The 13,193-nt window shown below is 39.3% G+C and carries 13 protein-coding genes; 8 read left to right on the forward strand and 5 right to left on the reverse strand.

The window, feature by feature from the left end:
- Position 1 precedes the first annotated feature (1 nt).
- The 4 genes from K3T81_RS06370 (at position 2) to K3T81_RS06385 (ending at position 3,978) form a co-directional block, all read left to right on the forward strand.
- Positions 2-985 (forward strand): alpha-ketoacid dehydrogenase subunit beta, encoded by a 984-nt coding sequence (locus K3T81_RS06370; RefSeq protein WP_106896886.1) that lies wholly within the window; start codon positions 2-4, stop codon positions 983-985.
- A gap of 20 nt (positions 986-1,005) precedes the next feature.
- Positions 1,006-2,280 (forward strand): dihydrolipoamide acetyltransferase family protein, encoded by a 1,275-nt coding sequence (locus tag K3T81_RS06375; RefSeq protein ID WP_238018920.1) that lies wholly within the window; start codon positions 1,006-1,008, stop codon positions 2,278-2,280.
- 113 nt (positions 2,281-2,393) lie between these two features.
- Complete coding sequence (locus tag K3T81_RS06380; protein ID WP_036572699.1) at positions 2,394-2,825, forward strand: BrxA/BrxB family bacilliredoxin; 432 nt, start codon at positions 2,394-2,396, stop codon at positions 2,823-2,825.
- A gap of 166 nt (positions 2,826-2,991) precedes the next feature.
- The gene (locus tag K3T81_RS06385) at positions 2,992-3,978 is read left to right on the forward strand and encodes an aromatic acid exporter family protein (protein WP_238018922.1); all 987 of its coding nucleotides are present in this window, start codon (positions 2,992-2,994) and stop codon (positions 3,976-3,978) included.
- A gap of 84 nt (positions 3,979-4,062) precedes the next feature.
- On the opposite strand, the gene prli42 is transcribed toward K3T81_RS06385, so the two are convergent.
- Positions 4,063-4,173, reverse strand: a complete 111-nt coding sequence (prli42, locus tag K3T81_RS06390; RefSeq protein WP_106896882.1) for a stressosome-associated protein Prli42 — start codon at positions 4,171-4,173, stop codon at positions 4,063-4,065.
- A 190-nt stretch (positions 4,174-4,363) separates the two neighbouring features.
- Here prli42 and mce point away from each other — a divergent pair, with 190 nt between their 5' ends.
- From mce to K3T81_RS06410, 4 genes are all read left to right on the forward strand, one after another.
- Positions 4,364-4,831: a methylmalonyl-CoA epimerase gene (gene mce / locus K3T81_RS06395; protein WP_106896881.1), complete on the forward strand. Its 468-nt coding sequence runs from the start codon at positions 4,364-4,366 to the stop codon at positions 4,829-4,831.
- Positions 4,828-6,369, forward strand: coding sequence for an acyl-CoA carboxylase subunit beta (locus K3T81_RS06400; RefSeq protein WP_238018924.1), 1,542 nt, complete (start codon positions 4,828-4,830; stop codon positions 6,367-6,369). Before mce ends, K3T81_RS06400 begins: the two co-directional genes overlap by 4 nt.
- Positions 6,370-6,392: 23 nt before the next feature.
- A complete protein-coding gene (locus K3T81_RS06405) occupies positions 6,393-7,523 on the forward strand; it encodes a M20/M25/M40 family metallo-hydrolase (RefSeq protein ID WP_238018925.1) in 1,131 nt (376 codons plus the stop codon).
- A gap of 232 nt (positions 7,524-7,755) precedes the next feature.
- Positions 7,756-9,006, forward strand: a complete 1,251-nt coding sequence (locus K3T81_RS06410) for a DNA polymerase IV (RefSeq protein WP_275949820.1) — start codon at positions 7,756-7,758, stop codon at positions 9,004-9,006.
- 40 nt (positions 9,007-9,046) lie between these two features.
- Here K3T81_RS06410 and K3T81_RS06415 read toward each other — a convergent pair whose 3' ends face one another.
- From K3T81_RS06415 to K3T81_RS06430, 4 genes are read right to left on the reverse strand one after another with little or no spacing between them, the layout of a single operon-like run.
- A complete protein-coding gene (locus K3T81_RS06415) occupies positions 9,047-10,417 on the reverse strand; it encodes an aldehyde dehydrogenase (RefSeq protein ID WP_238019043.1) in 1,371 nt (456 codons plus the stop codon).
- A 13-nt stretch (positions 10,418-10,430) separates the two neighbouring features.
- On the reverse strand, positions 10,431-11,357 hold the full coding sequence (rnz, locus tag K3T81_RS06420) for a ribonuclease Z (protein ID WP_238018927.1): 927 nt from the start codon (positions 11,355-11,357) through the stop codon (positions 10,431-10,433).
- An 18-nt stretch (positions 11,358-11,375) separates the two neighbouring features.
- A complete protein-coding gene (gene namA / locus K3T81_RS06425; protein ID WP_238018929.1) occupies positions 11,376-12,389 on the reverse strand; it encodes an NADPH dehydrogenase NamA in 1,014 nt (337 codons plus the stop codon).
- Between the two features lie 25 nt (positions 12,390-12,414).
- Positions 12,415-13,146 (reverse strand): glycerophosphodiester phosphodiesterase, encoded by a 732-nt coding sequence (locus K3T81_RS06430; protein WP_238018930.1) that lies wholly within the window; start codon positions 13,144-13,146, stop codon positions 12,415-12,417.
- Positions 13,147-13,193 lie beyond the last annotated feature (47 nt).

Consider the following 13,193-nt stretch of genomic DNA (forward strand, 5'->3'; position numbering starts at 1 on the left):
CATGCCAGTAATGTCGTATATTCAAGCAGTTACAGCTGCACTAAAAGAAGAAATGCAACGAGATGAAAAAGTATTTATTTTGGGAGAAGATGTAGGGAAAAAAGGCGGCGTATTCCGCGCAACAGATGGACTTTATGATGAATTTGGAGAAGCGCGCGTGCTTGACACACCGCTTGCTGAGTCTGCAATAGCAGGTGTAGGGATTGGGGCAGCGATGTACGGAATGCGTCCAGTTGCGGAAATGCAATTCGCTGACTTTATTATGCCTGCCGTCAACCAAATTATCTCAGAAGCTGCGAAAATGCGCTATCGTTCAAATAATGATTGGAATGTTCCGATGACTATTCGTGCCCCATATGGCGGAGGAGTTCACGGAGCGCTTTATCATTCCCAGTCGATTGAAGCGGTTTTTGCTAATCAGCCTGGTTTAAAGATTGTTATGCCCTCTACACCTTATGATGTAAAAGGACTGTTAAAAGCATCTATTAGGGACAATGATCCTGTCCTTTTCTTAGAGCATAAAAGAGCGTACCGGTTACTTAAAGGCGAGGTTCCTGAAGATGACTATGTACTCCCGATCGGCAAGGCAGATGTGAAGCGAGAAGGCTCTGATATCACTGTTATTACGTATGGTTTGTGTGTCCATTTCGCTCTACAAGCTGCTGAAAAACTTGCAGAGGAAGGAATCGACGCTCATATTCTAGATTTACGAACCGTTTATCCATTAGATAAAGAAGCCATAATAGAGGCAGCTCAAAAAACGGGTAAAGTACTTCTTGTAACGGAAGACAATAAAGAAGGAAGTATTATTGGGGAAGTAGCAGCAATTGTTGCAGAAAACTGTCTATTCGATCTTGATGCACCAATTAAGCGTCTTGCTGGCCCAGATGTGCCATCCATGCCTTATGCCCCAACTATGGAGAAGTATTTTATGATGAACCCGGATAAAGTAGAAAAAGCGATGCGAGAACTTGCGGAATTTTAAACTTGAAGGAGGATTGAATAATGGCTTCGGAAAAAATAAACATGCCCCAGTTAGGGGAAAGTGTAACAGAGGGAACAATAAGCTCTTGGCTTGTTCAAGTAGGCGACAAAGTAAATAAATATGATCCAATTGCAGAAGTACTCACAGATAAAGTGAATGCAGAAGTACCTTCTTCTTTCACTGGTACCATTAAAGAGCTCGTTGCCGAAGAAGGGCAAACCATTGCTGTCGGTGATTTAATGTGCTACATCGATACTGAAGACAGTGCAGGCGATGCAACACAGCCTACGAATAAAGAAACGGTTGAGGCTTCAAAAGAAACTACAGAGCAACCGAATCAAGATCAATCTATGAAAAAACGTTATTCTCCTGCAGTGCTCCGCCTAGCACAAGAGAATGATATTGATCTTGACCAAGTTACTGGTTCTGGTCAAAAAGGTAGAATAACACGGAAAGATATTGAAAACTACTTGTCAAATGGAAAACCAAAAACGACAAGCAGTAATCAAGAAGTGTCTTCTAAGCCATCTCAAGCTCAGGCAGAGCCAGTTGTAGAAAAAGCTACTTCTTCCGCACCTGTTTCAGATATGCAACAAGGAGATATCGAAATCCCAGTAACAGGGGTACGAAAAGCTATTGCGCAAAACATGGTTCGATCTAAACAGGAGATTCCTCATGCATGGATGACTGTGGAGGTAGATGTTACAGATTTGGTCACATATCGTAACCAAATTAAAGATGATTTTAAGAAAAAAGAAGGATTCAGCCTTACGTTCTTTGCTTTCTTTGTAAAAGCAGTTGCTCAGGCATTGAAAGAATATCCTCAATTAAACAGTATGTGGGCTGGAGATAAAATCATACAGAAAAAGGCAATCAACCTATCCATTGCCGTAGCAAAAGATGAGGAATTATTTGTCCCTGTAATAAAGAATGCTGACGAAAAGAGTATTAAAGGAATTGCCAAAGATATTACTGAACTGGCAGGTAAAGCGAGGAAAGGTAAATTAACAGGGGACGACATGAAAGGTGGTACATTTACGGTCAATAATACTGGTTCTTTTGGGTCAATTAGTTCAATGGGTGTCATTAACCACCCACAGGCTGCCATTTTACAAGTAGAATCGATCGTGAAGCGTCCAGTTATTGTCGACAATATGTTTGCAGCTAGAGATATGGTTAATCTATCTTTATCCCTTGACCATAGAGTATTAGATGGTTTAGTTTGTGGGAATTTCCTCTCCTATCTGAAGAAAACGTTAGAAAATATGAATGAAAAGACGATGAGTATTTACTAAATCAGCGAGCATAGTATTTTGTTAATCTTAATAAATTGATAAATCAAGTGAAACTTGGTATGCTGTTTACAAGATTTGATAGAACTAATTTAACGTAAGGGGTTGGATTTCGTATGGATTTCAACATTTTTATGAATGATGTTGTCAATGCAGCACGTGAAGATATAACGGAAGCAGGATACGAAGAACTGAAAACACCAGAAGATGTAGATCAAGCAGTTGCTCGTAAAGGGACGACCCTTGTGATGGTGAATTCTGTTTGTGGATGTGCTGGAGGAGTAGCTCGCCCAGCTGCAGCTAATTCTGTTCATTATGACAAACGACCAGATCATTTAGTTACTGTTTTTGCCGGTCAGGACAAGGAAGCTACAGAAAAAGCACGAAGCTATTTTGAAGGATATCCTCCTTCATCACCTTCCTTCGCATTTTTGAAAGATGGGGAGATTGTAACCATGTTAGAAAGACATGATATAGAAGGCCATAGCGCGATGGATGTTGTTGGCAGATTGCAATCCATATTTGATGAACACTGTGAAGAAATTTAACGCATTTTTTGCTTGTTTTAATAAGCAAAAAGTGTATATTAGAAAGAGGCTGTCGCTATTTATTTAGGTCAGCCTCTTTTTTCACGTTTCAAGCATAAGAGAAACGTGAACATTCGTTACAAAACGAATATGCTGTAAAGCATTGCGAGTTAAAGGAGTTATAAAAGTGAAGATCGGCTATAGAACGATAAAAACGGCAATAGGTACACCTCTTGCCATATCTATTGCTCAATTTCTTGGTTTATCAAATTTTGTTTCAGCAGGAATTTTAACTATTCTTTGTATCCAGCCCTCAAGGAAACAATCTTTTCTAAGTGCCTGGAACCGTTTTTTGGCTTGTGTACTAGCAAGTGTTTTTTCTTTAGTATTCTTCGAGATCATTGGCTACCATCCTGTTTCAGTGGGTTTGATGCTAGCGGTATTTATACCGACGACTGTTTATTTAAAAATCACGCAGGGAATTGCTACAAGCTCTGTAATTATTTTAAATTTATATAGTGCCTCTGGGATAGATTTGAATTTTTTAACAGATCAGTTTGTCCTGATCATTGTGGGAATCGGTACAGGGCTATTGTTAAATTTATATATGCCGAGCTTGGATAAAAAGTTAAAAAATAAGCAGAACAAGGTGGAAAGTAATTTCCAGACTATTTTGTATGAGGTAGCTTTATATATCCGTAATAAAGAGATACATTGGGATGGCAAGGAAATATCCGAAACAGAACAGATCCTTGAGGAAGCTTTTGACCTAGTTGAGCGGGACAAAGAGAATCATCTATTGCGTAGCAAGCACCCATATAAGGATTATTTTTATATGCGACAGCGACAATTTGAATTATTGAAAAGGATGTTACCACTCGTAACAAAACTACCAAATAAAATATCCATTTCTGAAAAAGTTGCTGTTTTCTTTGAAAGCTTATCAAAGGCTGTTCATCCAGGTAATACAGCAATATTGTACTTAGAGGAACTAACTAAATTACAAAAAGAGTTTGATGAGGAAGAACTACCTGAAACACGTGAGGAATTCGAAACCCGTGCTAATCTGTTTCGCCTTCTCCATGAAATAGAAGACTACTTATTATTGAAACAGAAATTTAAAAAGAGTGACATCCAACATAAAAAAGAAGCAAAATCTAAAGCAAAAGCGTAGGGCGAAGTTATAAAACGTTTGCTTGTTATTTTTTTCATTAAAAAAGACTGAAATCAATTTTGATTTCAGTCTTTTGCCGATTAATTATATAAACAGTGCCAGTCCAGCAGTTAATGTTGAGAGTACCATTGCAATAATCATAATGTACACGATGACTGTAGTCCTTCTTTGACGCTTTGATTTTTTTGCAGCCATTTTCTTTCCCCCTTTGAACCCTTCTGTTACTTGTATTTTATCGTGAAAACCGGATTTGGACAAGTAAAAGTTGAAAAGAACTAAATGTTGCAAAAGATAAAGTTATCCTCCAAGAATTTGAAGCATATTAATCTTCTTATGGTAGAGAAAATTTTTAGGAAGAAGCAGAAATAGGAGGGAGAACATTTTTATGGACTTTTGTGCGAGAACAAAAGCTACAGCTGACGACAGAACTATGTCTCTTCCACCAAAGATTTCTCATATTGCAATTGCAGTAAGAGATCTGGATAGAGCATTGCCCTTTTATACAGAAGTCTTAGGATTACAAGTTGTGAGCAAAGAAGAACTACTCTCTGAAGGGGTTAGAATTGTTCACTTAAAAGCAGAAAATATTTTGATAGAATTATTGGAGCCAAGCCATACAAATTCTCCTGTGCACTCATACTTAAACAAATATGGTGAAGGCCTTCACCATATTGCCTTTGAAACAAACGACATAGAAAAAGTATTTATGGACTTAAAAGCAAAAGATCTGCCAATAGTCAATGAGGGTGTGAAAAAAGGGGCTAGGAACAGTGAAATCTTATTTATCCATCCGAGTGCTACGAATGGAACATTAGTCGAATTCTGCGAGTATAAAGGGCGTAGAGAACAATGAGTCCATCCAAGTACATAAAAGAGCTAGCTAACAAACGGGAACTTGTGGAAACAGGTGGTGGAGAAAAGCGAACTTCTAAGCAACATTCTAAAGGAAAGTGGACGGCCAGAGAACGTCTCACCTATTTACTTGATCCGGGTAGTTTTATAGAAATCCAGCCTTTTTTAACAGAAAGAAAGCCAAGCAATTATCTAGAATCTTTAAATGGCGATGGGGTTGTTGGAGGATTTGGTAAGATATCTGGAAAGGCCGTATATGTTTATGCTCAAGATTTTACAGTGTTTGGTGGGTCACTAGGTGAAATGCATGGGAAAAAGATAGCAACAATTCTTGACCTTGCTGGTAAAAATCGTTTTCCCGTTATTGGGTTAATTGATTCTGGTGGGGCACGTATTCAAGAAGGGGTTTCCTCATTAGATGGATATGGTCAGATTTTTTACCGAAACGTACTTTATTCTGGTGTTATACCCCAGATTTCTGTCATAATGGGACCAAGTGCGGGTGGGGCAGTATATTCTCCCGCTTTGACAGACTTTGTCATCATGGTAGAAAAAACCTCTCAGATGTTTGTGACAGGACCTAAGGTGATGCAAGAGGTAACAGGAGAGCAAATTACGGCCGAGGAACTGGGTGGCTCTTTTATTCACAGCCAAAAAAGTGGAAATGCCCATCTCACAAAAGCAACAGAAGGGGAAGCATTGGATGCGGTTAAGGAGCTTTTACTGTTTCTACCTGAGCAAAACCAGCAAAAAACGAAGCCATTACCAATTAATGAAGAAAATCATGAGCGACCAAGATTACTCGAATTGGTCCCGTCTGATAGCAAGACAGCTTATGACGTAAGGAGAATAGTTGAACAAATAGTAGATGCAGATTCCTTTATGGAGATTCATGACAAATTTGCAAAGAATATTGTAGTAGGTTTTGCTAGGGTGCACGGAATAGCTATTGGATTGGTTTGTAACCAGCCGAAGTATAAAGCCGGTGGACTGGACATCGATGCTAGTGATAAAGCAGCGCGATTTATACGTTTTTGTGATTGCTTTCATATCCCACTCATTACGTTAGAGGATGTAACTGGTTTCTTACCAGGAGTAAAGCAAGAGCATGAGGGAATTATTCGGCATGGAGCAAAAATTGCCTATGCCTATGCAGAAGCAACCGTTCCTAAAATCACGGTTATTTTACGTAAGGCATATGGTGGTGCATTTGTCGCTCTTAATAGTAAATCACTCGGGGCTGATGTAGTCTACGCTTGGCCGCAGGCTGAAATTGCTGTTATGGGGCCAGAAGGTGCTGTGAGTGTTTTAAACAGTGATGAAATAAAGAAAGCCCAAAACCGAGAAAAAGCTAGAGAAGAGAAGATAGCCGCCTATCGAGAAAAGCACGCTAATCCTTATACGGCTGCTGCCTTAGGGATGATCGATGATGTGATTTTCCCAGAGAAAACGCGCATTAAACTTATTCAAGCTTTGGAAATGATGTATAATAAACAAGTGGAGCGACCAGAAAAAAAACATGGTAACATGCCATTATAGTAACTATTGGAGGACTAAAATTTATGACTACAGTAAACCAAGAAAGATTGATCAACGAATTTTTTGAACTTGTCCAAATTGACTCAGAAACAAAATATGAAACAGAAATTGCAGCAGTACTGAAGCAAAAATTTACAGACCTTGGCGTAGAGGTAATGGAAGATGATGCATCAAAAGTGACTGGCCATGGAGCTGGAAATCTTATTTGCACCTTAAAGGGAACGAAGTCAGGTGTAGAGCCAATTTACTTCACTTCTCATATGGATACAGTAGTACCAGGTAAGGGAATTAAGCCTTCCATTGAAGGTGACTATATTGTTTCGGATGGAACAACAATCCTTGGAGCTGACGATAAAGCAGGCTTAGCGGCAATGCTAGAGGCAATCCGTGTACTTAAAGAGAACAATACAGAACATGGAGATATTCAATTTATTATTACAGTTGGTGAAGAATCAGGACTAGTGGGTGCAAAAGCATTGAACCCAGAACACATTATTGCGAAGTATGGCTATGCACTTGATAGTAATGGAGATGTAGGAGATATCATCGTCGCAGCCCCAACCCAAGCGAAGGTTTTCGCCGTTATAAAAGGAAAAACAGCTCATGCAGGTGTAGCGCCTGAAAAAGGAATTTCGGCTATCACATTAGCAGCAAAGGCTATTGCTAAAATGCCTTTAGGACGAATTGATGAGGAGACTACAGCTAATATTGGTCGCTTTGAAGGTGGCAAGCAGACTAATATTGTCGTAGATCATGTGGAAATCCTTGCTGAGGCGAGATCTCTTGTACCAGAGAAAATGGAAGCACAAGTTGCCAAGATGAAAGAAGCATTCGAAAAAACAGCACAGGAACTTGGTGGTTCAGCTGATGTTCAGATTAACGTTATGTATCCAGGGTTTAAACAAAAGGTAGGAGACCAGGTCGTTGAGGTAGCTCGCCGTGCAGCAAAGGCATTAGGACGTGAAAGTAAGCTATTACAAAGCGGTGGTGGAAGTGATGCCAACGTAATAGCTGGACATGGTATCCCTACGGTTAACCTTGCTGTGGGGTATGAAGAAATTCATACGACTAACGAACGTATCCCAGTAGCAGAACTTGTGAAGATTACAGAGCTTGTCGGTTCTATTATAGCGGAGGCAGCTAAAGAAGCGTAAAGGTAGATTGAACAGCATTTTACGTTCGGTAATTGGGTTTAATACCCATTGTGAGAAACCCTTTTGAGGTAAAACCTTAAGAGGGTTTCTCTTTCTATGGTTCATTCGAAGGGACGGTTTATTCCGGTGTTGACCCAGGACGGGTCGTTTTTAGCCGGCGTTCTTTTGACTCGGCGCTCTTCGCTTTTCTTGTGTTATAATTGTTAAAGATAATAATAAAGGGTGTATGAAATTGACAGCAAACAATCCTCACAAAGGACGGGTTATTTTCCATATAGATATGAACTGTTTTTATGCCTCTGTGGAAGCTGCTTACAACCCTGATTTAAAAGGTAAAGCCTTGGCTATTGCGGGTAATCCGGAGGAACGGAAAGGGATTGTTGTGACAAGCAGTTATGAGGCCCGTGCAAAAGGTGTTAAAACGACCATGACAATTTGGCAGGCAAAAAGGAATTGCCCTGAACTCATTGTGATGCGTCCAAACTTTGAACGGTACCGTGCGGCATCAAAAGCGCTATTCCGTATTCTATCAGAGATCACGCCAGATGTTCAGCCTGTTTCCATTGATGAAGGGTATATGGATATAACCCATGTAACCAGTGATCTTACGCCATTACAAATAGCCGATTCATTACAAAAAAGAGTACTTGATGAATTAGACTTACCCTGTAGTATTGGGATTGCACCTAATAAATTTCTAGCCAAAATGGCCTCCGATATGAAAAAACCATTAGGCATAACGGTTTTAAGAAAAAGGGAGCTGGCTTCAACACTTTGGCCACTTCCCATAGGGGAAATGTATGGTGTCGGGGAGAAGACAGCAACGAAATTGATAGAAAAAGGAATAAAAACTATTGGTGATCTGGCAAAATATAATACGTATGAATTAAAGCAATTACTCGGTATAAATGGGGAACGACTTAAAAACAGAGCAAATGGAATAGATAACAGACCAGTTGACCCAGATGCCATTTTTGAATTTAAAAGCATTGGAAGCTCACAAACCTTACCCTATGATACAGTTGATGAACAGGAAGTAAGAAGGCTACTTGCGATTCTATCAGAGAACGTGGAGCGAAGAATGAAAAGAAAGAATGCAGCAGGGCAGAGTATACAATTAATGATAAGATACCAAGATCGTAAAACGATTACACGGAGCAAAAAGCTTTATCGGTATATTGATGCAAAAGATGAAATTATGTATGAAGCAGAAGAACTTTTCCATAAACATTGGAATCAAGAGCCTGTTAGATTGCTCGGCATAACGCTTCAAGATGTGGAAGTAAAAAAGAATATTGCAAAGCAATTAGACCTGTTTACGTATGAAAAAGAGGCAGGAAAAGAAAAGCTTTATGAAGCAATAGATGGATTATCAGAGAAGTATGGTAAGGATGTATTTAAAAAACTAGAAGCGGTTAAAGAGGAAAATCAACCAAGAACTAGTTTTCAAAAGAATTTTCTTGATGATTATAAAAAAGAATAGCTCCCATTTTTCGCTAGGTGAAAAATGGGAGCTATTTTTGTTACTTCATAATTCGTTTGATTACAGCCTTGCCCAGTTTGCTTCCAGGATAACGGAAAGGCACATCAAATTTAGTTGATTGCTTTAGAATACTTTTTTGGTGGGAGAATGTCTTAAAGCTAGATTGACCATGATACTGACCCATTCCACTATTGCCAACACCACCGAATGGAAGATGAGGGTTTGCTAAATGAAAGATTGTATCATTTATGCTTCCACCACCAAAAGAAAGATATTGAATGACCTGCTCTTGCGTCTTAATATTTTCTCCAAAATAATAAAGTGCTAGTGGCTTTTCCTGCTTACTAATCATTTCTACAGCTTCTTCTACGTTTGTAAAAGATAGAACTGGCAAAACAGGTCCGAATATTTCCTCCTGCATAACACTGTCGTCCCATGAAATTTTATCAAGAATCGTTGGTTCGATCATGAGTGATTGTTTATCTGCATTGCCCCCATGAAGCAGGGTACCATCTGTTAGATAGCCTAAAATTCGATCGAAATGGCTTTCATTAATGATTTTAGTATAATCAGGATTATTTAAAGGTTCTTTTCCATAAAAAGACTTAATATATTTTTTCATTGCCTTCAAAAGCTTAAATTTCACTTTTTCGTGCACATAGACATAATCTGGAGCTACACAAGTTTGGCCAGCATTTGTAAATTTACCCCATACTATACGTTTGGCAGCCAAGTTGATATTAGCATCCTTATCTACTATTGCAGGACTCTTACCACCTAGTTCGAGTGTGACCGGGGTAAGATGTGTGCTGGCTTGCTTCATCACAATTCTTCCAACTTCTGTGCTACCAGTAAAGAAAATATAGTCAAAACGCTGGCGTAGCAGTTCTTGGTTCGTTTCTTTTTCACCTTCAATAACCGTAATATAGGAAGGGTCAAATGTACGTTTTATCATACTTGCCAATAAGGAGGAAGTTGCTTTAGCGTGCTCCGACGGTTTTATTACCACACAATTTCCAGCAGCAATAGCACCAATTGCTGGAGCGAGAGCTAGTTGGAGTGGGTAGTTCCATGGCGAAATAATCAAGCTAACGCCATAAGGCTCGTGCACAATGTAGTTTTTTGTTCCTTTATGTGTAATAGGAGCAGTGACCTTCGTTGGCTCCATCCAATTCATTAAGTTTTTTAAAGTAAAGTCGATTTCCGAGTAAAGAAAACCAATCTCAGTAGTATAGGCTTCGTGTTCAGATTTGTTTAGATCTGATCGCAAGGCATGATATATCTCTTTTTCATGCTTCTTAAGCATCCTTTTCAAGCTTTCTAATGATGCTCTACGAGTCTGATAGTCTCTTGTATTTCCATTTTGATAAAAAGCCCGCTGTTCTTCTACGATTTGATTGATTGTAGTGATGTTGATCTCCCCCTTATGAATGTGCAGTGATGTCTAGTTTAAAGAAGTCCGTAGCAAGCTCTGTATTGAAAAATATTTGCTTTGCTTCTTGGAGCAAGCGATGGTTATCTTCTCCTTGGTAACGAGAAGAAATATGTGTAAGCACCAATTTCTTAACATTCGCTTGTTTTGCGGCTTCGGCTGCTTGTGTAGTAGTAGAATGAAAATAATCCCATGCCATCTGTTCCTTTTCCCTATCAAAGGTAGCTTCATGCACAAGGACATTAGCTCCTTTTATAAATTCATGGTGTGTTGCCAGGGCACGAGTATCTCCAAGTATAGCTAAAACTCTTCCAGGTTTGTTTGGCCCAATAAAATCTTCACTTACAAGCCGCCGTCCGTCAGCGATATCCACAAAGGGGTTCTCTTTTATTTGGCTATAGATGGGACCAGGGTGAACGCCATGTGCTTTTAGCCGATCAACAAGAAGTTCTCCTGGTCGGTCCTTTTCTACAATACGATAACCATAACTGCTTATACCGTGATCGAGCTGTTTGGCAAACACGGTGAACTGATCGTCTTCATAGATTTTACCTTCAGCAATTTCCTGAATTTCGATAGGGTAACGTAAATGGGTTCCACTGACCTTTAAAGAAGTAGTAACAAAATCCTTTAACCCCTCTGGTCCGTATAAAGTGACTTTTTCTTCGCCTCCTTGAAAAGATCTACTGCTTAAAAATCCTGGTAAACCAAATACGTGGTCGCCATGTAGATGGGTAATAAAAATTTTATTAATCTTTCTAGGCTTAATCGAGGTGTTTAGTATTTGATGTTGGGTTGCTTCACCGCAATCAAATAGCCAAACACTGTTTTGCTCTTGTAAGAGAGTTAAGGCTATGGACGTTACATTCCGTTCCTTTGAGGGAACACCTGCGCCAGTCCCAAGAAAAACGAGTTTCATAAGTTATTCCTCCATGATTTACCAGCCACGCTCATATTGTTTAGGGGCAGATAGTTTTTCGTTTAATTCAGTAGCAGCCGTTCTTGGCCAATACGGATCTCTCAACAATGCTCTTGCCAGGAAGATTAGATCGGCGCGTTCATTCTGTATAATTTCCTCAGCCTGCACGCCTGTAGTAATGAGGCCTACAGCACCTGTGGAAATGTTTGCTTCTTTTCTGATCGTCTCACAGCGTGGAAGCTGATAGCCTGGATAGACAGAGATAGAAGCTGGCACAACACCACCAGAGCTACAATCAATCAACTCAATTCCTTGTTCACGCATTCTACGAGAAAAATAGACAAAATCCTCCAGACTGTTTCCGCCCTCTGCGTATTCATCGGTAGATATTCGTACAAACAACGGACCATCCCACGCCTGTTTTACTGCTGAAATAATTTCCTCGAGTAAACGGTAGCGATTTTCTCTACTACCTCCATAGGAATCTCCACGGATATTTGTTAATGGAGAAAGAAATTGATTAATTAAATAACCATGAGCTGCGTGTAGTTCTATAATGTCAAAGTTTGCCTGTTTTGCTCTTTTGCTTGCAGCTTTAAACGCTTCGATCGTTTCCTTGATATCTTCTACAGTCATTTGTTGAGGTGTTTTATAGGAATCGTTGAAGGCTAGGGCAGAGGGAGCAAAGATGTTGGAATCTAATTGTGCTTTTCTACCAGCATGCGCCAACTGTATAGCTGTTTTGGAACCATAATGATGAATCTGACGGTTTAAATCTGTAAGGCCTTCTACATGATCATCATCCCAAATACCTAGGTCCTGAGAAGAAATGCGACCTTCCGGTTGAACAGCTGTTGCTTCAAGCATGATTAATCCAACCTGGCCAACAGCCCGTGAAGTATAATGTGTTACATGGAAAGGAGTAACCTTGCCATCTTCTTGGTTACAGGAGTACATACACATTGGTGCCATTACAATTCTGTTTTTTAAGGTTACGTTTTTAAAGTTAATTGGTGAAAATAGTTTAGCCATGTTTTCTTCCTCCCGTTATAAAAGATCAGGTGAATAATCTACGATAATCCTTAGCGATATCTGGCACATCAGTAAAAATCGCATCGCATTCCTGGTTGAAACAGCGTATTAAGTGTGACGGTTTGTTCACGGTATAAACACGAACATTCAGGTGATGCTGTCTGCTTTTCTCCATTAATTGAGAATTTAGCAAGCGATACTTGATATGGATAGAGGAAGCGCCGAGATTTTTGGCATACTTAGTAAAATATTTCATTCGCTTTGAATTTAAAAAAGCAATATCGACCTTATTAGTAAGCTCATACAACCTCTTTACGCTCTTTGGATTAAAGGTAGATAATGTGGTACGATTTAATAACTGATAGTTGGTTAATAAATCTAGTACAATCTTTTCTAAGTCCTTATAATCTATTTTATTATTTTTTAGTTCAATATTTAAATGTAACGGTTTGTCTTGGACCCATTGTAGGAAATTTTCTAATGAAACAATCTTTGTTCCAATGAATTTAGTGGAGAACCAAGAACCCATATCGAGATTGGTTAATTGTTCATAGGTTAAGTCCTTAACGTAGCCTTTTCCATCGGAGGTCCGCTTTACGTTTTCATCATGAATTAATACTGGTACTTTATCCTTTGTTAACTGAACATCTGTTTCGATCCCATCAGCGCCAAACTCAAGCGCTAGTTCAAAGGCTGGCATCGTGTTTTCCGGTGCGTATTTACTTGCACCACGATGCGCAATAATTTTTGTTTGCAATAGTTTCACCTCTATATTTAATTGTGTTTTATTTTAGGGCAAAAGTC

It is taken from the genome of Oceanobacillus jordanicus (genome assembly GCF_022095695.1).
GTDB lineage: Bacteria > Bacillota > Bacilli > Bacillales > Amphibacillaceae > Oceanobacillus_B > Oceanobacillus_B jordanicus.